The organism is Streptomyces sp. NPDC053432 (assembly GCF_055585365.1).
The window spans coordinates 181152-203036 of record NZ_JBVJKF010000002.1 but is presented as its reverse complement, the minus strand read 5'-3'; the positions used below and the strand labels follow the sequence as shown (position 1 = coordinate 203036).

Here is a 21885-nt window from a genome sequence, read left to right as displayed (position 1 = left end):
CTTCCGTACGGCCTGCGACGACTATGGAAGAGCCGGGGACCGGCGCCCGGCAGACCGGGCCGGGCAGCCGGGTGATCTCAGCCGGGCATCCGGCGCAGCCGGGTGGTGAGGTGGTGCTGCAGGGGCTGGCCCACCGCCGCCATGTCATGGGTGACCGTCATCCCGGCCTCGCCCAGGGCGTAGTGGCGCCGCGTGCCGGTGACCTCCTTGGCCAGCGGGGTCAGCGCCACATCCTTCGTCTCGATCTCGATCTCCGAGCCCGAGACCCGCCCCACGTACGTCTCGACGATGCCGGTCGGGTGCGCGAGCACGACCTCCAGGGCCGCGTCGGGCGTCACCCGCCACCACCCCGCCTCCCGCCCCGCCGGGCGCACGGGCGTCCCGTCCCCGTCGATCAGCCAGGCCCGCGCCTCGTAGCGCAGGAAGGGCCGGCCGTCGTGGCTGAAGCTGATCTCCTGCTCGTACCGGAAGTCCTGCTCCAGGGTCGGGTACTGGCCCTCCCCGCGGCCGTGCCAGCGCCCGATCAGGGGCAGGACGGGCGACAGCAGCGGGTGCGGCTCGGGCCCCTCGCCGAGGACGTGGGTGTCGGGGTACGGATTGTCCTGCGCCGGCTCGAACATGTTCACCTTGCCTGTCGTACGAAGATCCCGGGCTGCGCAGCCTAGTGCCCGGGCCCCCTCCCCACCCGCCCGTCCCGGGGAGCGGGACGGGCGGGTGGACGGGCGGCTACCGGGCCGGCAGGGCACCGGCGACCGAGGACGGAACCGGTGCCAGACCCGCCGGGCGGGTGGTGAACGTGCCCCGGCCCCGGGTCCGGCCGCGCAGCCGGGACGCGTACCCGAAGAGCTCGGCCAGCGGCACGGCCGCGGTGACCACGGCGGCCCCGGCCCCCGCGGTGGACGCCGAGACCCGGCCCCGGCGGGCCGCGAGGTCGCCCAGGACACCGCCCACGGCGTCCTCGGGGACGCTCACCGTCACCTCCACGACCGGCTCCAGTAGCTCCATGCCGCACGCGCGCAGCGCCTCGCGCAGCCCGAACCGGCCCGCCGCGCGGAACGCCGGCTCCGAGGAGTCCTTGGAGTGCGTCGCCCCGTCCGTGAGGGTGACCCGCAGGCCCGTCACCGGGTACCCGCCGAGCGGCCCCTCGGCGAGGGCGTCCCGGCAGCCGGCCTCCACGGCGCGCGCGTACTCCTGCGGCACCCGCCCGCCGACGACCGTCGACCGGAACTCGAACACGGCCTCCTCCAAGGGCTCGACGTCCAGGACGACGTGCGCGAACTGCCCCGCGCCACCGTCCTGTTTGACGTGCCGGTGGACCAGGCCGGTCACCCCGCGCACGACGGTCTCCCGGTAGGAGACCTGCGGCCGGCCGACCGCGATCTCCACCCGGTGGGCGCGGCGGACCTTCTCCACCGCCACCTCCAGATGGAGTTCACCCATGCCCGACAGCACCGTCTGACCCGATTCCGGGTCCGACCGCACCACCAGCGAGGGGTCCTCCTCGACCAGCCGCGCCAGCGCCGAGGCCAGCCGCCCGGTGTCGGTGCTGCGCCGGGCCTCGACCGCCACCGACACCACCGGCTCCGCCACCGACGGCGGTTCCAGGACCAGCGGCGCCCCCGGCGCGCACAGGGTCGTGCCCGCCCGGGCGGCCTTCAGCCCGATCACCGCGACGATGTCACCCGCACGCGCCTCCTCCCGTTCCTCGTGCCGGTCGGCCTGCACCCGCAGGATCCGGCCGACCCGCTCGGTGCGGCCCGTCGCCGGATCCAGTACGGACTCGCCCCTGCGCAGCGTGCCCGCGTAGACCCGTACGTAGGTGAGCCGGCCCGTTGCCGTGGCCGTCACCTTGAAGGCGAGGGCCGCGAACGGCTCCGCCGGGTCGGGGGCGCGCTCCAGCTCCGCGCCGCCCGGGCCCGTCCCGCGGACCGGCGGCATGTCCGCCGGCGAGGGCAGGTACGCCAGAACGGCGTCCAGCAGCGGCTCGATCCCCCGGTTGCGGTAGGCCGACCCGCACAGGACGACCACGGCGTCCCCGCTCAGCGTCAGCTCCCGCAGGGCGCGGACCAGGGTCCGCTCCGTCAGCGCCGACGTCGCGCAGAACTCCTCCAGGGCCTGCGCGTGCAGTTCGGCCACGGATTCCTCCAGGAGCCGGCGCCGCCGCAGGGCCTCCTCCCGCAGCGACGCGGGGACGGGACCGGCCTCGTAGGCGTCGGAGCCGGCGCTCCAGATCAGCGCGCGCATCGCCAGCAGGTCGACGACACCGGCGAAGGAGTCCTCGCTCCCCACGGGCAGCTGGACCACCAGCGGCACCGTGCCGAGCCGCTCCCGGATGGAGCCGACGGCCTTGTCGAGATCGGCGCCCGCACGGTCCAGCTTGTTGACGAACGCGATCCGCGGCACTCCGTACCGGTCGGCCTGCCGCCACACCGACTCGCTCTGCGGCTCCACGCCGGCGACGCCGTCGAAGACCGCGACCGCCCCGTCCAGCACGCGCAGGGAACGCTCGACCTCGTCGGCGAAGTCGACGTGGCCCGGGGTGTCGATGAGGTTGACGCGGTGACCGCCCCAGGAGCAGCTGACCGCCGCGGCGAAGATGGTGATGCCGCGGTCTCGTTCCTGGGCGTCGAAGTCGGTGACGGTCGTGCCGTCGTGGACCTCTCCGCGTTTGTGGACGGCGCCGGTCGCGTACAGGATGCGTTCGGTGATCGTGGTCTTGCCGGCGTCGACGTGAGCGAGGATGCCCAGATTGCGGACGGCGGTGAGAAGGGTGCTGCGCATGGCCCGAGGCCTTTCGGATGACGAGGAAGAGGGCAGCGCGATTCCCGCACGCGGTCGCGGGCCCGTCCGCGCGGCCGGGCGGGCCGGGCGGGCTACGGGCGGGGCGAACTCGGACTGAGCTGGAACGAGCCGAGCGGAACTCAGGACTCAGCTGTGCGTCACGGGCATACGGTGACGGCCGCGCGGCCGGCACCGCACGCTCCGAGACACCGGGATCACGTCGTACCGGGACCGGGGAGCGAACGCGGCGGTGCGGTCGGCGCACATGGCTCGGCTCCCCTTCCTCTTCACTCGGCATGAGACGGCGCGGTGCCCTGTCGGCAGCGCGTGAGGCGAGTGTAGTGAGCGAACTCGCCGCGGGGCACGCGATTTTGGCGCCCCGCCGCAGGGCCGCCGATGTCCGGGGGCGGAGTCAGGCGTCCGCCGTGAAATCGGGCAGCACCAGGGAGCCGTCCTCGGCCAGGGTGAAGCCGGGGTTGTGGGCGATCTCCCAGGCGTGGCCGTCGGGGTCGGTGAAGACGCCCGAGTAGAAGCCGATCGCGTTGACGGCGGCGGGCCGGGTCACGGTGCCGCCGGCCTGCGCGGCGGCGTCGAGGAGGGCGTCGACCTCGGCGTCCGTGCGCACGTTGTGCGCGAGGGCGATGCCGCCGAAGCCGGCGGGTGCCGGGGCGTCCGCCAGCCCGCAGTCCGCGGCCAGTTTCCCGCGGTCCCAGAGGACCAGGGCCAGACCGCCCGCCTGGTGGAAGACCGTCTCCTCGACCTCGGTGCCGCGCCATCCGAGGGCCGCGTAGAAACCCTTGGCGCGGGCGAGGTCCGTGACCCCCAGAGTGACGAGGCTGATCCGCTGCTCCATTCCGCCACCGTACCCGGCGGCCGCGGGCGCGGGCGGCGCCGGACCGGCGGGCGCGGCGGAGGTGTGAGCGGGCCCGGTGCGGGCAGACACCGGGTACGGGGCGCGAGCGACGGAGCCGTGCCCCGGCCAGATGCCGCCGGGACCGGGACCGTGTGCTGCGGGGCCGCGTGAGCGCGGCGCGTGGTGGCGCGGCGCGGTTCAGGGGTCAGGGGCCTTCGCCGGCTTCGCCGGCTTCTTCCGTCGCGGCCGTGGCTTCCATCGCGGCGATGCGCCGTTTCACCACGACGGTCGCGGCCGCCGCGCTGAGTGCGAACGCCGCCACGATGACCGCCGGACGGTCGAGCCTGTGCCCGCTCGCGTGGTCGAGCGAGAGCCGGCCCGGCCCGGTGACCCCCAGGCAGGCGGCCACCGAGCCGAGGAAGGCCGGGTACTCGAAGCCGCCGCCCTGCGCGAAGAAGCCCGCGGGCGCGTGGAAGGAGACGGCACCCGCCATGGCGCCGGCCGCCGCTGCGCCCGCCGCCGGGGTGGCGAGGCCCAGCGCGAGGAGGGCGCCGCCGCCCGCCTCACCGAGCCCCGCCGCGATGGCGCTCTGCCGACCGGGGACGAAACCCATGTGCTCCATCGCCTGGGCGGTGCCGTCGATGCCGCCCCCGCCGAACCAGCCGAAGAGCTTCTGCGTGCCGTGCGCCATCAGTACGCCGCCTGCCGCGAGGCGCAGGCCGAGCAGCCCGAGGTCCTTACGAAGCGTGAAATGCATGGGGCGACCTTTCGACGGGGGCACGGATCGGCCGGCGAGTGGTGGGACGGCGGGATCTGTTCCCGCACCCCGCCCGCCGCCACACCGCACCCCCCGCCGAATGGCTCAGGCGTCCTCCGGATACGGGCGGGTCTGTTCCTCCCGCCCCGTCCCGGTCCGCTGCCGCTTGGCGGTGTGGCCCGCGGCTCCGGCGTCCTCCGTACCGGTGTCGCCGGGACGGCCCGCCGCGTCCTCGTTCGCTGTCCGGCGGGGCTCTTCGTCCCTGTCCGGTCCTTGCTCGCTCATGGGGTGCTCCACATGTCAGTCGGGCGGCTCCGGCACGGCCGGCTGCTCGCCGGGTGGCGGTCCGGACGGTGGCCCCGGGGGCTCGGGCGGGCGCTCGCCGGGGTCCGGGGGGCCGGGGTCGCGCGGAACCGGGTCCGGGCTCTCGGGCACGGGCGCGGGGCCCTGCGGTTCGGGCTCTGTCGTCCACTCCATACGACTCTCCTCCTGGTCCTGGTCCTGGTCCGGGTCCTAGTCCGGGTCCTCGATGCCGATGGCTTCCTCCAGCTCCCGGTGGGCCGAGCTCCAGGCGCCTTCCTGCTGCTCCAGGAGGGCGTTGGCGATCGCGTCGAGCTTGCGCTGGATCGCGTGCTCGGCCCGTCGCTCGGAGTTCTTCAGCAGGGCCAGCAGCAGCAGCGACACCGCGCCCATGGCGTCACCGGCGAGGTGCTGCCACTCCATCGGCAGGTGGAAGAGGTGCACGGTGGCGAACGCCGCGACCAGCAGGAGGCACAGGGACGAGAAGAGGGCGGAACTCGTGAAGTTCGAGGCGAGTTCCGCCAGCTTCTCGAAGCGGCCCAGCCGCCCGTGGTCGCCCTTCTTGGCCGGGTGCGTGAACGTCATGTCCGGCGCCTGCCCCCGTGCGGCCCGCCGAACCGTGTCCCAAGGAGGACACGTATCGCGGCCGGCGGCCACGCAGCGCACAGGAGGACGCCCCCGGGTCGTGCGGGGGCGTTTCCGCGGCGTCAGGTCCGCAGCAGCCGGCTGAAGAAGGACCGGTACTTCTGCAGCGCCAGCCGCAGTTCCTCGGTGGCCACCTGTTCACCCTGCCGCCACTGGCCCTCCAGCTCCTTCTTGTGCTCGGAGAAGACCCCGGCGAGCGTCTGCATGACCTCGGCGACCAGGCCGTCGGCGTCGCGGACCGCACCCTGCGGGTCGTCGACGAAACGGCCCTGGATCTCGTTCCAGGCGTTCCGGTAGCCCTCGGCCTCCTGCTCAGGCAGCAGGGCTTCCGGTCCGGACTCCCCTTCGGGGCCGGACGCGTCCGGGGTGGCCGGGCCCCGGTCCCCGTACGCGGACTCCTCCGCATCCGTGAGGTCGGCCTCCTGCCGCATCTCGCCGCGGTCCGCCTCGTGGGTGTCGTCGGCGGTCGCCTCACCCGGGTACAGCGGGCGCTGCTCGTCGTCCCCGGCGCGGGCGAACTGCTCCGTGGTCAGGCCCTGTTCCTCCGTGCGCCGTTCTTCGTCCTCATGCATGTCCGGTCACCTCGCCGTTCCGACCAGTTCGTCGAAGAGCGCGCGGTAGTGCACCATGGCCCCGCGCAACTCCTCCGTGGTTGCCTGCCCCTTGCTGCTGCGTTCGTTGACCTCGTGCGCCGCGCGGTAGTGCTCCAGGGTGCGTCCGTGTTCGACGGACAGTTCGCGCACCTGCTGGTCGAATCCGCCGGTGGGGTAGCCGCGGTCGCGCATGACGTGGGTGATCAGGTCGTCCGCCTGCGACACCGCGCCCTCCGGGCGGTCGACGAACCGCTGCTGAACGGTGGCCCAGGCCTCGGTGTAGCGCCGGCGCTCCTCGGCGGGGAGTTCCTTGATGTCGAGGTCGTCGTGCCGGGCCTCGCGCTTGTGCAGCTCCGTGTCGGCCGCGCGCCTGCTGCCCGTGCTCTGCACGGTCCGCTCGTATTCCGGACCGAACCGCTCCTGCAGCCGGCGCCGCCGCCGGAACATCCACACGGCGATGCCGAGGACGATCACGACGACGGCGACCGGGATGATGATGGCGAGAAGTGTGCTGGTGGACATCTGATCCTCCGCGGTGCCCGTCTGTCTCGTTCGGACGTTCGACGCCGCGCCTGCCCTCGACCCGCCTGCTCAAACGGGTGGAGGCCGATCGGCCGCCTGCCGGTGCCCGTCGCCGGGGGGGAGGTAGTAGAGCGCGAAGGCGCGGTCTATCACCGGCATGGCGACGTTGCGCACCCGCACCCCGCCCGCGGTGGTGCCGTGTTCGGTGCCGCGGTGGGCGTGCCCGTGCACCGCGAGGTCGGCGCCGGCCTCGTCCACGGCCTCCGCCAGCAGGTAACTGCCGAGGAACGGGTAGATCTCCAGCGGCTCGCCCGCCAGGGTGTCCGGTACCGGCGAGAAGTGCGTCAGCGCGATCCGCAGCTCGCTGCCCTCGGCGCGCAGTTCGCACAGCGCCCGCCCCAGGCCCTCCGCGCAGCTGCGGGTGTACCGGATGAACGCCTTCATCTCCGGCTCGCCGAACTCGCTCCCGCTGCGCCCGGCGAAACCGCCGCAGAATCCCTTCGTTCCCGCGACACCGACCCGCGTACCGCCGATGTCGTAGACCGCTCCGTCGCCCTCGAGGACGCGGACGCCCTCCTTGACCAGTTCGCCGGTGACGAGGTCCTGCTGATCGCTCTGGTAGTCGTGGTTGCCCAGTACGGCGATCACGGGCACCGGCAGCCCGGACACCTCGCGGGCCACGACCCGGGCCTCCTCCCCGGTGCCGTGCCGGGTGAGATCGCCTGCCAGCAGCAGCAGGTCCGCGCGGTCTCCGAGGGTGTCGAAGGCCGGGCGCAGCATGCCCGCGCTGCCGGGGCCGAGGTGGATGTCGCCCACGGCCGCCACGCGGATCACGACAGCTCCTCGGCGTGGACGGGAGGCTCCGCGTGGTTCACGGTCAGGTCCTCCTGCCAGTGCAGGCCCGCCAGTTCCTCCACGGCGATCCGCAGGACGGCCGCGCGGGTCTCCCCGTCCGAGACGGATCCGCTGATCAGCAATCCCGATCCGCGCACCTCCACGCGGACGCCCAGCTCGGACACGTCGTCGCGGGCCAGGCGGTCGCGGAAGTGCTCGACGCGGTACTCGACGGTGTCGGTGTTCGTCATGGCGTCGCCTCGCGGGGGTCGATGACGCGGAGCCGTTCCAGGAGGTACAGGAAGGCGTCGGGCAGGGGATCGGCGCGGTGGGCGCGGTCGAGCCGGTCCCAGTCGATCTGCTCCCTCAGCATCCTGGCCATGGGAAGGAGATCGCCGAAGTCGCAGTAGTGCTCGCACAGGGCGGCCATCCGGCTGTCCATCAGGTCGGTCGGCGCCAGGACCGGCATCCGGACGGAGTCCACCGCCTTCACGGAAGCCCGGTCGAGGAGCTCGGTGCTGACCGGCTTACGGGCCAGCTCGAAGATCAGGTCGATCTCCTCGCCGCCGGCGCTGCCCTTCACCAGCCAGTCCTCCGGGGCCCTGCGCAGGGTGATGCCGCCGGCCTCCAGTGCCTCGATGACGGCGTCCGCGTCCTCCGGGCGGATGCAGAAGTCGGTGTCGTGCTGGAAGCGGGCGGGCACTCCGTGCGCGAACGTGGCCACGCTGCCGGCCAGCGCGAAGGGGTGCCCGGACCGCTTGAGCAGGGCCGCCACCTGCTTGGTGACCTCAAGGATCGCCTGGGTGTGGTCCCTGGGGAGCTGACCGGCGGCCGGCGCCGGCGGGCTGAGGCCCTCCGCCGGTGGGGGAGGGAGACCGCCGGGCCGGCTCGGCTGGAGGGCGGGATGTGTGTTCATGGGGGCCTCGCTCACTTCGCCGCGGCAACGCCCGCGGGGACCGGTTCGCTCCCGGGGCGGCGCGGGACCCGGCCGTCGTACAGCGGGCGCCTTGCCGATTCGGCAGCTCCGAAACCCCGTCACCGGAGCCGGTACGAGAGCGGTGTCGCGGGTAGGCGCCGGGCATGAGCTACGTGAGCCGCGGCGAGCGCTACACCCGTGACACCCGGTACATCACCACCCGGATCACCGCCGACGGCAGCGACGGCTACCGGGTGGAGCCCGGCCGCTACCGCCTGGTCGTCAGCCGGGCCTGCCCCTGGGCGAGCCGGGCGGTGATCGTACGAAGGCTCCTCGGGCTGGAGGAGGCCCTGCCCATGGCGGTCGCCGGCCCCGTGCACGACGAGCGCAGCTGGACCTTCGACCTCGATCCCGGCGGGCGGGACCCGGTGCTCGGCATCGCCCGCCTCCGGGAGGCCTACCTCGCCCGTGATCCCGGCTACGACCGGGGGATCACGGTGCCGGCCGTCGTGGACGTCCCGAGCGGGAAGGTGGTGACCAACGACTTCCCCCGGATCACGCTCGACATGTCGCTGGAGTGGACGGCGTACCAGCGCCCACGGGCGCCCGAGCTGTACCCGCCCGCCCTGCGGGCGCACATCGACGAGGTGAACGACGTCGTCTTCCGGGACGTCAACAACGCGGTGTACGAAGCCGGTTTCGCCGGCACCCAGGAGGCGTACGAGGAGGCGTACACGCGGCTCTTCGACCGGCTCGACCGGCTGTCGGACCGGCTCCACCGCTCCCGGTACCTCGTCGGCGACACCATCACGGAAGCGGACGTACGGCTGTTCACCACGCTCGTCCGCTTCGACGCCGTCTACCACGGCCACTTCAAGTGCAACCGGCAGAAACTGAGCGAGATGCCCGTGCTCTGGGCGTACGCGAGGGACCTGTTCCAGACGCCGGGCTTCGGTGACACCGTCGACTTCGAGGACATCAAGCGGCACTACCACCTGGTCCACGAGGACATCAACCCCACCGGCATCGTGCCGGCCGGCCCCGACCCGGCGGTCTGGCTCACCCCGCACCACCGCGCCGGCCTGGGCGGACGCCCCTTCGGGGCGGGTACCGCGCCCGGTCCCGTCCCTCCCGGCGAAGCGGTTCCGCCCGGTCACAACCCCATGACCTGATCCCGCTCCCGCAGCCGGCCGCCGCCGCGTTCCGCTCAGCCCCGCAGGATCCGGTCCTTCTGGACGGCGAACTCCGTGTCCGTGAGCACGCCCTGCTCGTGGAGCCTGCCCAGGCGTTCCAGGGCGTCGAGCGTCTCGTCGGTCAGTCCTCCGGCCGCGGGTGCGGCGGCGGGCGGGGGCGGGGGCGGGGCGTACGCCTCCGGCTGCTCCACGACCTGCTGCGCGGCGGCCCGCTCGGCCTGGTGCCGGGCGACCCGGCCGGATACGGCCGTCGCGGTGCCCGCGACCACGGCGGTGCGCGCGGCGACACCGACGATCCCGGGTCGTCCTCCTCGCGCGAGGCGGCGTCCAAGCATGGTCCTCACCCTTCCCTCGTGTCCCTCATGCTGCGTTCTTGTACGCCGCCTCTACCACGGCCGCGGGGATCCGCTCGTGTGCCACGAGTTCACCGCCGGCCCTGCGGATGGCGCTCGTGATGGCTGCGGACCACTTGTTCTCCCAGACCAGCAGAGCGGCCGACGAGTTCGGAACCAGGTCCTCGGCGATCAGTTCGAGGTCCTCGTGACTGAAGAGGCCGCCGACCTCTCCTTCGATGTCGTCGAACACCGAGGCCTCGTCGGGCTCCAGTGCGTCGAGTTCGACGTAGGTGACCGTTCCGTCCTCGTCCTTCTTGACGAAGGTGAGGTCGAGGATCCGTATCGTGCCGCTCGACACGAGCGCCTTCAGTTCGGGGGCGATCTCGCCGCTGAACCGGTTGCCCGGGAAGGCGATGACCACGTAGTCGACAGGTCCCACTTCCATGTCCGTTGTCCTTCCTCGCGTTCGAGCGTACTGCTCGGTGTGTCCCCGGCGGCGGCCCTCAGCTCGCGAGGACCTTCTCCTTGGCCCGCTCGTACTCCGCGGCGGTGATGTCGCCCCGGTTCTTGAGGTCGGCGAGCTTGGACAGTTCCTCGGCATGGCTGGTCGGGGTCCCGGCGCTCTCGCGCACGTAGGAGCGGAAGGCCGCTTCGTTCTGCTGGACCCGCTGCATCTCGCGCATGCCCATGCCGCGCCCGCGGGCGATCAGGTAGACGAAGACGCCGAGGAAGGGCAGGAAGACGACGAACACGCACCATCCGGCCTTCCCCCAGCCGGACAGGTCGTCGTCGCGGAAGACGTCGCCGAAGATCCGGAAGAGCAGCATGAACCACAGGATCCAGATGAAGATCACCATGGTGGTCCAGAACACCCCCAGCACCGGATAGTCGTAGGCCAGGTCGAGCGTCGCGCCGTTCATGGCGTTCTCCCGTCGATCGTGGGTTCCGTACCGGGACTGGTCCAAGGATGTGGCGGCGGGCCGGGCCGCCGCCTCACCCCGCCGGGGTGAAGCACGCGGCCCGCGGCGGGCGGGGCCCGGAGCCCCGGCCCCCGGGGCGCCCCGGCCGGCGCATCACCCCCGCCAGGTGACCCGACTGGTGATCACCACCGATCCCGGTTTCAGTGGAGGGCGTGGGGCGATCACAGGCCGTACCTCCGGTTCCAGGGATCCCGGCGACGACCGGTGACCCCATGCTCACGGTCAGGTTCACCGTCCCGGCCGTACCGAAGCACCTTGTCCACCGCAGCGGACTGCTCAAGCGCCTGACCGCCGGAGTGGAGGGGCCGCTCACCCTGGTCAACGGCCCGGCCGGCTCGGGCAAGACCGTGCTCGCCGCCCACTGGGCCGCCGAGGGCACGTCCCCCGGCCCCACCGCATGGCTGACCGTCGAGCCGGGCGACGCCCCCGGTGCCTTCTGGGCGTACGTCCTGGAGGCCCTGAACCGGAGCGGGGCGGCGCTGCCCGCCGGGGTCGGCTGGCCGACCCGCGCCGAAGGGGTCACCCGCTCGTTCCTGGTGCGCCTGGCGGAGGCGCTGGCCGGGGCCGAGCGGCCCGCCGTCCTCGTCCTCGACCAGTTCGACACCGCCGAGGCGCCCGACGTCACCGAGGGGCTGGACTTCGTACTGCGCCACGCCGCCGAGGGCCTGCGCATCGTCCTCACCAGCCGGACCGACCCCCTGCTGCCCCTGCACCGCTACCGCGCGGCGGGCGAGATCACCGAGATCCGGTACGAGGACCTCCGGTTCACCGACGAGGACGCGGAGGCCCTGCTGCGCGCGCACCGGCTGCAGATCTCGGACGCGGGAATCGGGCTGCTGATGGAGCGCACCGAGGGCTGGGCGGCGGGAGTGCGCCTGTGCGCCCTCGCGATGCAGAGCAGCGCCGACCCGGAGGCGTTCCTGCGCCAGTTCGCCGCGGACCGCACCACCATCGCCGACTACCTCCTGCGCGAGGTGCTCGACGCCCAGCCCGGGCCCGCACAGGACCTGCTGCTGCGCGCCTGCGTCACCGACCGGATCCACCCCGACCTCGCGGACACGCTGACCGGCCGGGACGACGCCGCCCGGACCCTCGCCGGACTGGCCCGCGACAACGCGTTCCTGGAGCAGGCCGAGACCTCGGCCTGGTACCGCCTGCACCCCCTGTTCGCGGAGGTCCTCCGCGCGCACCTGCGGGAACGCAGGCCGGGCCTCGAACCCAGGCTGCGCGGACGCGCGGCACGCTGGTTCGCCCGGACCGGGCGCCTCCCGGAGGCCGTGGCCCAGGCCGCGGCCTGCGGGGACTGGCAGTTCGCCGCGGAACAGCTCGTCGACGGCCTGGCGATCGGACGGCTCCTGACCGGCCTGGAGGCCGACCAGCTGGGCCGGGCCTTCGCGGAGATGCCGGCCGGTACGCCGGGCGCGGCGCCCGCGCTGGTCGCGGCGGCCTGCCGCCTCCCCGACCAGGACCTCTCCGGCTGCGAAGCCGGGCTGCGGCGCGCGGACGCCTGCCTCACCCCCGGATCCGGCCCGGAGGCCAGGCTCACCCGCGCCTTCGTGGGCGTGCTCGCGGGGCGGCTCGCCGACGATCCGGCGGCCGCCGAACGGGCGGCGGCCGACGCCGACCGCCTGCTCGGCGAGCTGCCCGGTCCGCTGCTGGCCGAACACCCCGAGATCCGCGCCCTGATGCTGGCGGGTCTGGGCGCGGCCGAACTCGGGGCGGGGCGCCTCGACCGGGCCGAGCCGGCCCTCACCGCCGCCGTCGAGGCCTGCGGGGCACCGGGGACGGAGTACCCGCTCTGCGACGCGCTCGGCTCGCTGGCCCTGACCGAGCTGATGGGCGGCCGGCTGCGGCAGGCCGCCGGGCACGCGCACGAGGCGCTCGCCGTCGCCGAGCAGTCCGCGCTCCCGCCGGAGCGGCGGACCGGCGTCGCCCACCTCGTCCTGGCGGGTGTCGCCACCGAGCACGACGACCTGGCTGCCGCCCGCGACCACCTCGACCTGGCGACCGCCGCGGCGGGCCCCCGGCCGGAGCGCGTCGCCGCGGTCGAGGCCGCCGTCATCGGGGCCCGGCTCGCGGTGGCCGAGGGTGACGGGCGGGCCGCCATCGGCGCCCTCCACACGGCGGCCACGGCCGGGGCCGCCGCGGGGCCGCAGGTGTGGGCGGCGGCCGAGCTGGCGGCGGCCGAGGCGGCCGTGCACCTGGCCCACGGCGACGCCGCCGCCGCCCTCGCGGCCCTGGACGGGGTGGACGCCACGGCCGCCGGCCGGCCCGAGCACGCGGTGGCCCGCGCCGGGGCGCTCCTCGCCGCAGGGCGGGCCGGCCTCGCCGTGGAGGCGCTGGCGGCCCTCCCGGCGGACGAGGGCCTCAGCGCGCCGGTACGGACGCGGGCCTGCCTGCTCCGCGCGGAGGCCGCCGCGGCGGACGGCGCCGTCGGGGAGGCCCGCCGGCGGCTGGCCGAGGCGTTGGGGCTCGCCCGGCCGGAGGAGCTGCGGAGGACCTTCGCCGAGAGCGGGCCGTGGGTGCGCCGCGCCCTGCGGCAGGACCCGGACCTGGGACGGCTCCACGGCTGGCTGCTCGCCCGGAGCCCGGGGCTCCCGGGCGCCTCCCCGGCCGCCTCCCCGGCCGGCCGGCAGCCGCTGCTGGAGCCGCTGAGCCCGCGGGAGACCGAGGTGCTGCGGCAGGCGGCCCGGATGCTGTCGACGGTGGAGATCGCGGCCGAGCTGTACGTCTCGGCCAACACCGTCAAGACCCACCTGAAAAGCGTCTACCGCAAACTCTCCGTCACCCGCCGCAGCGAGGCCGTCCACCGCGCCCAGGACCTCGGCCTGCTCTGAGGCCTTCTCGCCCGCGCCGGGGGATGCCGTGCCGGTCCGCGGGGGCCCAGCATGGCAGGTGAGGCCGCTGTGGAGCCGGGTGTCAGCCGTTCGAGAGAAGTGGGTGTACCCCATGCGCTACGAATTCCGTATTTCGGGCGTGGTACCGGAGACACTCGCCGCGAACTTCCCCGAGCTCGACAGGATCCCCGTCCGGGAGCAGACGCTGTTCCTCGGGACCGTCGCGGACGAGGCCCACCTGTACGGGCTCCTCACCCGCTTCCGGTCCCTGGGTCTGCGGGTGCTCGAAATGCGCCAGCTGCCGGTCTGAACCGGCGTCCGAACCGAAGACCACCCGCTTCGGGTGATCACCCGGAGCGGTCCGCCGGGCGACCGTTGAGCAGGAGAAGAACGGTCCGGCGCACTACCGCCAACTGTGAGGTGAGTTCCATGGGTCAGCCGACTCCGACCGGGGGGAACTGGAACACCGGCCCTGCGCCGGGCAGCACGCCGCTGTACAGCGGAGATCCGGGCGACGGAGCCGGGAGGGGAGGCACGGTATTCGCCGCGGTCCTCCTCCTGGTGACCGGGTGCCTCGCGATCCTGCAGGGCATCGGTGCCATAGCCAACGACGACGTGTACGCGCGCATCGGCAACTACGTCTTCGAATTCGACCTGACGGCATGGGGATGGATCCACCTGATCATCGGCATCCTCCTCGTCCTCACCGGCCTGGGCCTGTTCGCCGGCTCGAACGCGGCCAGGGGCGCGGGCATCGGCCTCGCCGGCCTGAGCGTGATCGCCAACTTCATGTGGCTCCCGTACCAGCCGTGGTGGTCGATCATCATCATCGCGGTCGACGTGTTCATCATCTGGGCCCTGTGCACGAGCTGGACGCACGAGACCGAGTGAGGACCCGCTCCCCGAACGTCGGCGGTCCGGCCCGCAGGGGCCGGACCGCCGACGTTTCCGCCGCTGTTCCCGCCTCCCGTTCCGGCGGTCAGCGCGTGTCCAGTACGTCGGCCACCGGGCGCCTCGGCGTCGCGGGGCCCTGGGGGCCGTAGCCGAGCCGGATCACCATCTGGACGTGGCTCATCCCCACCAGCGGGTCGCGCACCGTCGGACGGAGCTCGGGCCACTCCAGGGGCTGCGAGGTCATGGAGGTGACCAGCCCGTCGGCGGTGGCCTGCAGCAGGACCCGCTGCATGGCCTGCCCCGCCAGCAGCCAGTCCGCGGGCGTGTCGCCCGCCGTGCCCAGCAGCGCGATGTGCGGCCGGCGTTCGAAGACCGCCCATCCCCGGCCGGGCAGGGGGCGCGAGCGGCCGAAGTCGCGCACGGTGGCCCCCGGGCCGGACCGCACGGGGCCGAACGCCTCGGCCGGGATCCCGTCCGGCCGGGCCTCCTCGCCGGGCGCACCCGTACGCATCCACGCCGTGGTCTCCGCGCGCAGCGCGGGATCCGTGTCCTCGCGGTGCTCGGCATCGTGGACCAGGCCCAGCAGCGTCTCGGTGTGCCAGGGGTCCGGGACGGCCAGGCGGCATCCCTCCAGGAGCGCGGCGCCGCGCAGGGCGTCCAGCAGTGGCTCCGCGATGTCCTCCTCCGTGAAGGGGAAGCGGCTGGTGTGACGGCGCCGCAGAGCGGGATGGAGGACGGCGAGGTCGGCGTCCGCGGACGTCGGCGACCGCAGGGCCACCGAGGCCAGGAACCACGGATCGCCGCTGTCCGGCAGCAGCTCCACGACGGGCCCCCAGCCCGCGTGGACGGCGGACACGCGCAGGTTGAACAGGGCGGCGGCGCAGCTCAGGTGGAGGGCCCTGTGGTCGGGGTCCGCCTGGGGCATGCTCCGGTCCGGATCCCCGTGCAGCTCGATGACGCCCGTGTCCGGCCGGTGGACGAACCTCCACGGCTGGGCGTTGTGCATGGACGGAGCCGTGATCGCGTCCTCGACGAGGGCGACGACGGCCGGCGCGTCCAGGAGCGGAGCGGTCATGGGATTCACCTTTCACCTGCTTGCGCCGCTGCCCTCGCGGGCGGCCCGCACGGCCCGGTCGGCGTTCACGTTCACCACTTCTCGCACCAATTGTCTCAGTCGGTGGCGATTCGGCCGGGAAGGCCGACCGGCCCGCGTCGGGGACACGCCGCCGCCCGTCGTTGCCCCGGGGGCCGGACCGGTGTGCCGTACGGTGACCGGGCCCGGCCCGGCCCGGCTCGGCAGCCGGCAGCCGGCAGCCGGCCTGGAGGCGAGGAGAGGCCATGGGACGGACCGAGGACCCCGGACCGGAGGCACCCGGGCACCGGGCGGGCCCGGCCCGCCGCCAGGTGCTCGGGCTCGCGGCCGGCCTCGTCGTGTCGGCGCCACTGCCCGCGGCCGCGGCGGCCGCGGGGCCCGCACCCGCGCGGGGACCGGCTGCTGTGCCGGTACGGGCTGCCGGGCCCTCCCGGTTCGACGTGGCCGCCGAGAACCGCCTCCCCGGCGATCCGGACTGGCGGATCACCCGCGTCGGCAAGGCACGCGCCATCGAGGGGTTCGCCGACCGCACCTCCGTCCTGCCCGGCGAGCCCCTCGGCCTGAGGGTGTCGACGAAGGCGGCCTCCTACACCGTCTCCGCCTACCGCATGGGCTGGTACGGCGGCGCCCGCGCCCGCCTGGTGTGGCGCTCGTCCGTGCTGCCCGGGGTGCTCCAGCCCGCCGCGCGGGTCGACGCGGCCACGAGGACCGCCCGCGCCGAGTGGCGGCGGACCGCCGAGGCCGACACGACCGGCTGGCCGGAGGGGAACTACCTGCTGCGGCTGGACACCGTGGCCGGCGAGCGGGCGCAGCGGTACGTCCCGGTCACCGTGCGCTCCGCCTCGGCGGCCGGCCGGACGCTCTTCGCCAACGCCGTCGCCACCTGGCAGGCGTACAACCGCTGGGGCGGTGCCGACCTGTACACGGGCGCCACCGGCCGGAGCGGCTCGCGCTCCCTCGCCGTCACCTTCGACCGGCCCTACGCCAACGCCCGCGGCGCGGGCCAGTTCCTCACCTACGAGGCGCCCCTGCTCGCCCTCGCGGAGTGCATCGGGATGCCGCTCGCCTACGCCACCGGCATCGACGTGGCGCGGGACGCGGAACTGCTCCGCGGGGCCGTCGCCCTGCTCTCGCCCGGCCACGACGAGTACTGGAGCCCCGAGCAGCGCCACCACGTGACCGCGGCCCGCGACGCGGGCGTGAACCTGGCCGTGTTCGGGGCCAACTGCTGCTACCGGCGCGTCCGGTTCCAGGAGTCCGCCGTCGGGGCCGACCGGACCGTCGTCTGCTACAAGGACGACTACGCGCTGGACCCCGGGTTCCGGCGCGGTCTGCCGCCCACGAACGACTTCCGGCGCCGGCCGTCCCCCGAGCCGGAGAGCAGCCTGCTCGGCGTCCTCTACGACGGCTACCCGGTCGACGCGCCGCTCGTCGTGACCCGGCCCGGGCACTGGCTGCTGGCGGGCACCGGGGCGGGTGCGGGGGAGTCCTTCCCCCACCTGGTCGGAGTCGAGTACGACCGGATCGACCTGAGGTACCCCACGCCGCGGCCGGTCGAGATCCTGGCCCACTCGCCGGTCGTGCGCAAAGGGCGGCACTCCCACGCGGACGCCGTGTACGCCTCGCTGCCGTCCGGCGCGGGCCTCTTCGCGACGGGCACGATGCGCTGGGTGGAATCCCTGGAGGCCGGTCACGCCGGAGTGAAGGTGAAACACGGACTGGACGCCCGCACCGGGAGGTTCACCCGCACCGTCACCGAGAACGTCCTGCGCGCCTTCGCGGCAGGCCCCGCGGGGAGCGCGCGGCCCGCGCTGGACACCGTGTCCCTCCACTACGGACCGGACGGTACGCCGACAGGACCAGCCTCCGGCGTGTAACCGGAGCGCCGTGCTCCGCAGTCGCTAGCGTCGGCCTCCGACCATCCGACCATCCGACCGGCGACACCTCGACGCGTCGGCCCCGGCTGCCCTGGAGTGTCCGATGCTCCGTCTCGCCACCGCCCTGACCCTCCTCACCACGCTGGTCTCCGGCGCTGCCTGGGCCGGCCCGCCCGCCGCCGGCCCCGCGTCCGGCCACGGGACGAACGTCCTCGTCGTCGGCATCGACAGCCGGGAGGGACTGTCCAAAGCGGAGAAGAACCGGCTGCACGTCGGCGGGGCCGGGTGCGACTGCACCGACGTGATGATGCTCGTCCACCTGTCGCAGGACGGCCGCAGGGCGAGCGTGGTGTCCATCCCGCGCGACTCGTACGTCGAGTACGCGGATGGAACCGGTGTCCGCGGCAAGATCAACGCCGCCTGGAAACGGGGCGGCGGGCCCCTGACGGTCAAGACCGTCGAGAAGGTCACCGGCCTGCACGTCGACCACTACCTCGAAACCGGCTTCGCCGGCTTCGAGCAGGCGATCAACGGCCTCGGCGGAGCGACCCTCTGCACCGACAAGCACCTCCAGGACGAGAACTCCGGACTCGACCTGACCCCCGGCATCCACAACGCCGACGGCCGGATCGCGCTGCGCTACGTGCGGGCCCGGCACACCGAGCACCCCGGCGACCTCGGTCGGGTCCGGCGCCAGCAGCGCGCCGTCTCCGACCTGCTGAGCCGCCTCACCGTCGAGGGCGCCCTCGCCGACCCGGTGGCGACGGCCGACACCGTACGGACCCTGCTCCGGTCCGTGCGCACCGACGCGGGCACGGGCGTCGCCGACCTGGTCCGCATCGGCATGACGCTCGGCCGGCTGAGCCCGGAGGGGACCGAGTTCGCCACCGTCCCGATCCGGCTGTTCGACAACCGGGTGCCCGGGGTGGGATCCACCCTCGTCTGGGACGAGGAACGCTCCCGGGCCCTGTGGGACGCGCTGGCGGCGGACCGCCCGATCACGGGCGACACCCGGATCCAGCCCGTCCCCGAGACCCCGGCGCGCACCAACCCCGCCGGCATCAAGGTCCGCGTGGACGACGCCGGTGTGGCCGCGGCCCTGCGGGCCGCCGGGTTCGCCGTCACCGACACCTCGGCCTCGGCCCCCGTACGGCGCCCGGCGGGACCGCCGGTGATCCGCTACGCGCCCGGGCTGGAGGACGACGCGGCGACCCTGGCGGCGGCCATGCCCGGAGCCCGGCGCCAGGTCGTCCCCGGCCACGACGCGCACTTCGACGTCGCCGTCGGCACCCGTCCCGTGGGCGTCAAGAAGGTGACGTACGACCGCAACACCCTCGACGGCTCGCCGGTCACCGGCGACCGCCTCGGCTGCCTGGGCTCCCGCGGCCGGCGGGCCGGGACGAGCCGCGTCGACAACTGACCGGGGGACAACGTCGATTCCCGGCCTGATGCACCCGATCGGACGCCATAGTCCGTCCGGCCCTCGCGTTCCCCGCCGCCGGGCCGACAGCATGGATTTGGCGGATCCGGCGGATCCGGCGGATCCGGCGGCGCGGGACGGGACGAAGGAGCGGGCATGCGGGGCGGAACGGTTGCAGTGGTGGGCGGGAGCATCGCGGGCTGCGCGTTCGCCTCGGCGGCCGCGCGGGCCGGGGCGGAGCGGGTGGTGGTCCTGGAGCGGACCGGCGGGCGGATGGCCGACCGGGGAGTGGGCCTGTGTGTGCACGACGAACGGGCCGCCGAACTCGGCGCCATGGGCACCCTTCCCGCCGGAATCCCCGCGCACCGGCTGACCCGCCGCCGGTGGGTGGTGCGGGACGGCTCGTCATCGCCCGCCGGGAAGCTGTTCTGGGAGCAGCCGTTCCCCTTCCACTCGTACCACTGGGGGCTGCTGTGGCGCGGGCTGCGCGAGGCGACTCCCGCCTCCGTGGTCTACCGGCAGGGCGTCACGGTGACCGGGGTCGCAGGAGGCGGGGCGGACGGCCGGGCCGAGTTGGTGCTCGCGGGCCGGGCCACCGGGGACCTCGAACGCCACGACCTCGTCGTCGGCGCCGACGGGTACCGCTCGGTGGTCCGTGACGCGGTGTGCCCCGGAGCCCGGCCGCACTACGCCGGATACGTCTGCTGGCGCGGCAACTTCGACGCCCGGCTGCTGGACGGGCCCGGCGCCGACGTCTGGCCCTCCGACGCCGTGACCACCGTGTGCTTCACCGGCGGCAGCTGCGTCGTCTACCGCATCCCCGGGCCGGACGGCGGCACCCGCGTCAACTGGGTCCTCTACGCGGTGCCCCCGCGGTCGGGGAACCTGCGCCTCGACGACCCGACGAGCTTTCCCCCGGGCCGGCTGACCGACGAACTCGCCGACGGGCTGGCCGAGCTGCTCGCCCGGGAGTTCCCTCCGTACTGGGCCCGCGTGCTCGCCCTGACCCCGCCGCAGGACACCTTCGTCCAGCCCATCTACGACCTGGAGACCGCCCGGACCACCGCCGGGCGTCTGCTCCTGGCCGGTGACGCCGCCACCGTGGTGCGCCCGCACAACACCAGCGGGGCGGCCAAGGCGCTGCAGGACGCGGCCGCCTTCGAATCCGCCTGGCGCGCCGCCGGCTCGTGGGAGGAACTGCTGCACGCGTACCAGGAGGCGCGGGGCGCGGCCGGGCGCGAACTGGTGGCGCTGGCCCGCCGCCTGGGCCGCGCACAGGTCGAACGGACCCCCGACTGGGCGGCGATGGGCCGCGGCGAGGCGGAGTCCTGGTGGCGGGGACAGCTGGCGGGCGCCGCGGGGATCGGCGGCCAGGCCATGGCGCAGACCCGTTGAGGGGTCGAAACGCTCGGGGTCGCGCAGCCCGGGTCGAGGGGCCGGTGCGTCACGACGGTCTTCCCAGGGTGGTCGGCCGACCGACGCCCGCGGCGTCACCCGCCAGCGCGCGTCCGGTCAGCCGATCGGCTGCCGGGCCTCCGCACGTACCCGGGCGGTGATCTCGGCGGCCTTGGCCAGGTCCACGGAGCCGGGAGCCTGCGCCGAGGTCTCCGGGGTGACGACCGCGACCGAGGCCCCCGTGTTCCCGTCCGCCCAGGCGCACATGGGCACGTTGACCGTGGTGCCGTCCTGCTTCGAGGTCAGCACCTGGCAGGACACCGCGACGTCGGAACCGGGCGGAGTGATCTCCCGGGCGGGGACCGCGACGGTCGCACCGTCGGCGTCGGCGGCACCCTCCAGCATCTTCCTGCGCGCGCCGGCGGGATCCTTGAACTGGCCGTACATCCCCGAGACGACGAGGACACCCGGTGCCGTCGCCGACGAGGAGGAGTACTGGCCGACCACGGGCTGCGGATTGCGGATCTTCGGGTCGTAGCTGTTCTTCAGCGCCTTCCTCCCCTCGGTCTCCGACATGTCCTGGACCAGCTCGAACCTGCCGGCCAGCAGGGTCTTGGGCACCGTCAGCCGGTACTCCGCCGCGGGGAAACCGGATCCGCTGACCGCCGATCCCGCGTCCGCGAGCTGCTTCACCGCGAACCCGAGGGCGCCGAGCACGACCAGCGAGCCGACGACGATCCCGGCCACCAGGCCGGTCCGGTTCCCGCGCGGCGGCGGACCCACCGGCGGCTGCCCCCAGCCGCCCGGGCCCGGGTGGGGCTGCTGCGGGAAGGACGGGGCCGGATGGTGCTGCGGCGGGTACTGCTGCGGGTACGGCTGCTGCGGGTACTGCCCTGCGCCGTAGGGGCCGTGGGGTTGCGGGGGCCCGTACGGGCCGGGGGACTGCTGGGGCGGCGGGGGCATGCTCATGACCGAACGCTACTTCAGTCCGCACCGGGGCCGCCGCCCCGGGCCCGTCGCCGCCCCGGCCGCCTCAGCGGCCGGACAGCACCACGTTGCCCGTCACCGCGCCGTCCGTGCCGGACACCGTGACGGCGTGCCGGACGCCGTCCGGACCCACCACGACGGCCCGCCACGCACTCCCGCCGCCCTCCTGGCCGACCACCCGGATGGCCTCGACCTTGCCCCCGGTCACCGCCGCGGCTGCCTTCTCCGCCGCCTCGCCGACCGCCAGCGACGGCAGCGGTGCGGGAGCCGCCTTCTTCGGGCCCCCGGCGCCGTGCTCACCGGGCCCACCGGGCAGCCACTCGCGGTGCTTGCCCATGCCTTCGGGCCGCCCGCCCTTGCCCAGCCCCTCGGGACCGGCCTCGTGCGGGCCCTGCGGACCGCCCTCGCGCACCGCGACCCGGACCGGGTGGCCGTCGCGGTGGTGGCCGGACACGGCCAGCACCGTCAGCGCGGCCGCCCCGCCGCCCACGAGCACCACGGCCGCGCCGAGCGCCGCCCAGCGGGCACCCCTGCCGCGCGGAACGAGGCGTACGGGACCGGACTTCGCGGGTTCCGCGGCCGGCTGCTCGTACTGCGCCGTCGCCTCGGGCTCCGGATGCGGCCGCTGCTCCGGCGGCGGGAAAGACTCAGACATACAGGTGCTCCTCATGAC

24 protein-coding genes are annotated in these 21885 nt (G+C 74.4%); 7 read left to right on the top strand and 17 right to left on the bottom strand.

Annotated elements, in window-relative coordinates; translation table 11 throughout:
* Positions 1-77: 77 nt before the first annotated feature.
* The 11 genes from ACZ6Y1_RS04005 to ACZ6Y1_RS03955 all read right to left on the bottom strand — a co-directional run bounded on the left by ACZ6Y1_RS04005 (position 78) and on the right by ACZ6Y1_RS03955 (position 8201).
* The gene (locus ACZ6Y1_RS04005; RefSeq protein ID WP_469623661.1) at positions 78-620 is read right to left on the bottom strand and encodes a heme-binding beta-barrel domain-containing protein; all 543 of its coding nucleotides are present in this window, start codon (positions 618-620) and stop codon (positions 78-80) included.
* A gap of 106 nt (positions 621-726) precedes the next feature.
* Complete coding sequence (gene fusA / locus ACZ6Y1_RS04000) at positions 727-2781, bottom strand: elongation factor G (RefSeq protein WP_469622382.1); 2055 nt, start codon at positions 2779-2781, stop codon at positions 727-729.
* Positions 2782-3193: 412 nt separating this feature from the next.
* Positions 3194-3634 (bottom strand): VOC family protein, encoded by a 441-nt coding sequence (locus ACZ6Y1_RS03995; RefSeq protein WP_469622379.1) that lies wholly within the window; start codon positions 3632-3634, stop codon positions 3194-3196.
* A gap of 205 nt (positions 3635-3839) precedes the next feature.
* Positions 3840-4391 carry a DoxX family protein gene (locus ACZ6Y1_RS03990; protein ID WP_469622376.1) on the bottom strand — a complete coding sequence of 184 codons (552 nt, stop codon included), beginning with the start codon at positions 4389-4391 and terminating at the stop codon, positions 3840-3842.
* Between the two features lie 105 nt (positions 4392-4496).
* Positions 4497-4676 carry a hypothetical protein gene (locus tag ACZ6Y1_RS03985; protein WP_469622373.1) on the bottom strand — a complete coding sequence of 60 codons (180 nt, stop codon included), beginning with the start codon at positions 4674-4676 and terminating at the stop codon, positions 4497-4499.
* A gap of 228 nt (positions 4677-4904) precedes the next feature.
* The gene (locus ACZ6Y1_RS03980; RefSeq protein WP_469622370.1) at positions 4905-5276 is read right to left on the bottom strand and encodes a low affinity iron permease family protein; all 372 of its coding nucleotides are present in this window, start codon (positions 5274-5276) and stop codon (positions 4905-4907) included.
* Between the two features lie 122 nt (positions 5277-5398).
* On the bottom strand, positions 5399-5908 hold the full coding sequence (locus ACZ6Y1_RS03975) for a hypothetical protein (protein ID WP_469622366.1): 510 nt from the start codon (positions 5906-5908) through the stop codon (positions 5399-5401).
* Between the two features lie 6 nt (positions 5909-5914).
* The gene (locus tag ACZ6Y1_RS03970) at positions 5915-6451 is read right to left on the bottom strand and encodes a hypothetical protein (protein WP_469622363.1); all 537 of its coding nucleotides are present in this window, start codon (positions 6449-6451) and stop codon (positions 5915-5917) included.
* Between the two features lie 69 nt (positions 6452-6520).
* Positions 6521-7285: a metallophosphoesterase family protein gene (locus ACZ6Y1_RS03965; RefSeq protein ID WP_469622360.1), complete on the bottom strand. Its 765-nt coding sequence runs from the start codon at positions 7283-7285 to the stop codon at positions 6521-6523.
* Positions 7282-7536, bottom strand: coding sequence for a hypothetical protein (locus tag ACZ6Y1_RS03960; protein ID WP_469622357.1), 255 nt, complete (start codon positions 7534-7536; stop codon positions 7282-7284). Before ACZ6Y1_RS03960 ends, ACZ6Y1_RS03965 begins: the two co-directional genes overlap by 4 nt.
* The gene (locus ACZ6Y1_RS03955; protein ID WP_469622354.1) at positions 7533-8201 is read right to left on the bottom strand and encodes a nucleotidyltransferase family protein; all 669 of its coding nucleotides are present in this window, start codon (positions 8199-8201) and stop codon (positions 7533-7535) included. The genes ACZ6Y1_RS03960 and ACZ6Y1_RS03955 overlap by 4 nt, the downstream gene beginning before the upstream one ends.
* A gap of 164 nt (positions 8202-8365) precedes the next feature.
* On the opposite strand from ACZ6Y1_RS03955, the gene ACZ6Y1_RS03950 reads away from it, so the two are divergent.
* Positions 8366-9373 (top strand): glutathione S-transferase family protein, encoded by a 1008-nt coding sequence (locus tag ACZ6Y1_RS03950; protein WP_469622351.1) that lies wholly within the window; start codon positions 8366-8368, stop codon positions 9371-9373.
* Between the two features lie 35 nt (positions 9374-9408).
* Here the strand turns inward: ACZ6Y1_RS03950 and ACZ6Y1_RS03945 are convergent, their stop codons facing one another.
* The 3 genes from ACZ6Y1_RS03945 to ACZ6Y1_RS03935 are packed head-to-tail and all read right to left on the bottom strand — an operon-like array spanning position 9409 to position 10649.
* Positions 9409-9729 carry an SHOCT domain-containing protein gene (locus ACZ6Y1_RS03945; RefSeq protein ID WP_469622348.1) on the bottom strand — a complete coding sequence of 107 codons (321 nt, stop codon included), beginning with the start codon at positions 9727-9729 and terminating at the stop codon, positions 9409-9411.
* Positions 9730-9754: 25 nt separating this feature from the next.
* Entirely contained in the window at positions 9755-10174 is a 420-nt protein-coding gene (locus tag ACZ6Y1_RS03940) for a DUF6325 family protein (RefSeq protein ID WP_469622345.1), read from the bottom strand.
* A gap of 58 nt (positions 10175-10232) precedes the next feature.
* Complete coding sequence (locus ACZ6Y1_RS03935; RefSeq protein ID WP_469622342.1) at positions 10233-10649, bottom strand: SHOCT domain-containing protein; 417 nt, start codon at positions 10647-10649, stop codon at positions 10233-10235.
* Between the two features lie 272 nt (positions 10650-10921).
* Between ACZ6Y1_RS03935 and ACZ6Y1_RS03930 the strand changes: the two genes are divergently transcribed.
* The 3 genes from ACZ6Y1_RS03930 (at position 10922) to ACZ6Y1_RS03920 (ending at position 14437) form a co-directional block, all read left to right on the top strand.
* Entirely contained in the window at positions 10922-13546 is a 2625-nt protein-coding gene (locus ACZ6Y1_RS03930) for a winged helix-turn-helix domain-containing protein (protein ID WP_469622339.1), read from the top strand.
* 112 nt (positions 13547-13658) lie between these two features.
* A complete protein-coding gene (locus ACZ6Y1_RS03925; RefSeq protein WP_384582447.1) occupies positions 13659-13856 on the top strand; it encodes a hypothetical protein in 198 nt (65 codons plus the stop codon).
* A 119-nt stretch (positions 13857-13975) separates the two neighbouring features.
* Positions 13976-14437: a DUF7144 family membrane protein gene (locus ACZ6Y1_RS03920; protein ID WP_469622336.1), complete on the top strand. Its 462-nt coding sequence runs from the start codon at positions 13976-13978 to the stop codon at positions 14435-14437.
* Between the two features lie 88 nt (positions 14438-14525).
* Here the strand turns inward: ACZ6Y1_RS03920 and ACZ6Y1_RS03915 are convergent, their stop codons facing one another.
* Positions 14526-15515: an Acg family FMN-binding oxidoreductase gene (locus ACZ6Y1_RS03915; protein ID WP_469622333.1), complete on the bottom strand. Its 990-nt coding sequence runs from the start codon at positions 15513-15515 to the stop codon at positions 14526-14528.
* A gap of 263 nt (positions 15516-15778) precedes the next feature.
* Here ACZ6Y1_RS03915 and ACZ6Y1_RS03910 point away from each other — a divergent pair, with 263 nt between their 5' ends.
* From ACZ6Y1_RS03910 to ACZ6Y1_RS03900, 3 genes are all read left to right on the top strand, one after another.
* The gene (locus tag ACZ6Y1_RS03910; protein WP_469622330.1) at positions 15779-17410 is read left to right on the top strand and encodes a N,N-dimethylformamidase beta subunit family domain-containing protein; all 1632 of its coding nucleotides are present in this window, start codon (positions 15779-15781) and stop codon (positions 17408-17410) included.
* A 103-nt stretch (positions 17411-17513) separates the two neighbouring features.
* Entirely contained in the window at positions 17514-18830 is a 1317-nt protein-coding gene (locus ACZ6Y1_RS03905; RefSeq protein WP_469622327.1) for an LCP family protein, read from the top strand.
* 156 nt (positions 18831-18986) lie between these two features.
* On the top strand, positions 18987-20225 hold the full coding sequence (locus ACZ6Y1_RS03900) for an FAD-dependent monooxygenase (RefSeq protein WP_469622325.1): 1239 nt from the start codon (positions 18987-18989) through the stop codon (positions 20223-20225).
* Between the two features lie 117 nt (positions 20226-20342).
* Here the strand turns inward: ACZ6Y1_RS03900 and ACZ6Y1_RS03895 are convergent, their stop codons facing one another.
* Positions 20343-21194, bottom strand: coding sequence for a hypothetical protein (locus tag ACZ6Y1_RS03895; protein ID WP_469622323.1), 852 nt, complete (start codon positions 21192-21194; stop codon positions 20343-20345).
* Between the two features lie 64 nt (positions 21195-21258).
* Positions 21259-21867, bottom strand: coding sequence for a hypothetical protein (locus tag ACZ6Y1_RS03890; RefSeq protein WP_469622321.1), 609 nt, complete (start codon positions 21865-21867; stop codon positions 21259-21261).
* Positions 21868-21885 lie beyond the last annotated feature (18 nt).

What these genes read in the sequence shown, in the direction of transcription:
- ACZ6Y1_RS03970 (WP_469622363.1), bottom strand. Translation starts at nt 6,451, where the DNA reads ATGTCCACCAGCACACTTCTCGCCATCATCATCCCGGTCGCCGTCGTC.
- ACZ6Y1_RS03960 (WP_469622357.1), bottom strand. Translation starts at nt 7,536, where the DNA reads ATGACGAACACCGACACCGTCGAGTACCGCGTCGAGCACTTCCGCGAC.
- ACZ6Y1_RS03950 (WP_469622351.1), top strand. Translation starts at nt 8,366, where the DNA reads ATGAGCTACGTGAGCCGCGGCGAGCGCTACACCCGTGACACCCGGTAC.
- ACZ6Y1_RS03985 (WP_469622373.1), bottom strand. Translation starts at nt 4,676, where the DNA reads ATGAGCGAGCAAGGACCGGACAGGGACGAAGAGCCCCGCCGGACAGCG.
- ACZ6Y1_RS03915 (WP_469622333.1), bottom strand. Translation starts at nt 15,515, where the DNA reads ATGACCGCTCCGCTCCTGGACGCGCCGGCCGTCGTCGCCCTCGTCGAG.
- fusA (WP_469622382.1), bottom strand. Translation starts at nt 2,781, where the DNA reads ATGCGCAGCACCCTTCTCACCGCCGTCCGCAATCTGGGCATCCTCGCT.
- ACZ6Y1_RS03905 (WP_469622327.1), top strand. Translation starts at nt 17,514, where the DNA reads ATGCTCCGTCTCGCCACCGCCCTGACCCTCCTCACCACGCTGGTCTCC.
- ACZ6Y1_RS03890 (WP_469622321.1), bottom strand. Translation starts at nt 21,867, where the DNA reads ATGTCTGAGTCTTTCCCGCCGCCGGAGCAGCGGCCGCATCCGGAGCCC.
- ACZ6Y1_RS04005 (WP_469623661.1), bottom strand. Translation starts at nt 620, where the DNA reads ATGTTCGAGCCGGCGCAGGACAATCCGTACCCCGACACCCACGTCCTC.
- ACZ6Y1_RS03955 (WP_469622354.1), bottom strand. Translation starts at nt 8,201, where the DNA reads ATGAACACACATCCCGCCCTCCAGCCGAGCCGGCCCGGCGGTCTCCCT.
- ACZ6Y1_RS03900 (WP_469622325.1), top strand. Translation starts at nt 18,987, where the DNA reads ATGCGGGGCGGAACGGTTGCAGTGGTGGGCGGGAGCATCGCGGGCTGC.
- ACZ6Y1_RS03935 (WP_469622342.1), bottom strand. Translation starts at nt 10,649, where the DNA reads ATGAACGGCGCGACGCTCGACCTGGCCTACGACTATCCGGTGCTGGGG.
- ACZ6Y1_RS03995 (WP_469622379.1), bottom strand. Translation starts at nt 3,634, where the DNA reads ATGGAGCAGCGGATCAGCCTCGTCACTCTGGGGGTCACGGACCTCGCC.
- ACZ6Y1_RS03975 (WP_469622366.1), bottom strand. Translation starts at nt 5,908, where the DNA reads ATGCATGAGGACGAAGAACGGCGCACGGAGGAACAGGGCCTGACCACG.
- ACZ6Y1_RS03945 (WP_469622348.1), bottom strand. Translation starts at nt 9,729, where the DNA reads ATGCTTGGACGCCGCCTCGCGCGAGGAGGACGACCCGGGATCGTCGGT.
- ACZ6Y1_RS03920 (WP_469622336.1), top strand. Translation starts at nt 13,976, where the DNA reads ATGGGTCAGCCGACTCCGACCGGGGGGAACTGGAACACCGGCCCTGCG.
- ACZ6Y1_RS03990 (WP_469622376.1), bottom strand. Translation starts at nt 4,391, where the DNA reads ATGCATTTCACGCTTCGTAAGGACCTCGGGCTGCTCGGCCTGCGCCTC.
- ACZ6Y1_RS03930 (WP_469622339.1), top strand. Translation starts at nt 10,922, where the DNA reads ATGCTCACGGTCAGGTTCACCGTCCCGGCCGTACCGAAGCACCTTGTC.
- ACZ6Y1_RS03925 (WP_384582447.1), top strand. Translation starts at nt 13,659, where the DNA reads ATGCGCTACGAATTCCGTATTTCGGGCGTGGTACCGGAGACACTCGCC.
- ACZ6Y1_RS03895 (WP_469622323.1), bottom strand. Translation starts at nt 21,194, where the DNA reads ATGAGCATGCCCCCGCCGCCCCAGCAGTCCCCCGGCCCGTACGGGCCC.
- ACZ6Y1_RS03980 (WP_469622370.1), bottom strand. Translation starts at nt 5,276, where the DNA reads ATGACGTTCACGCACCCGGCCAAGAAGGGCGACCACGGGCGGCTGGGC.
- ACZ6Y1_RS03940 (WP_469622345.1), bottom strand. Translation starts at nt 10,174, where the DNA reads ATGGAAGTGGGACCTGTCGACTACGTGGTCATCGCCTTCCCGGGCAAC.
- ACZ6Y1_RS03910 (WP_469622330.1), top strand. Translation starts at nt 15,779, where the DNA reads ATGGGACGGACCGAGGACCCCGGACCGGAGGCACCCGGGCACCGGGCG.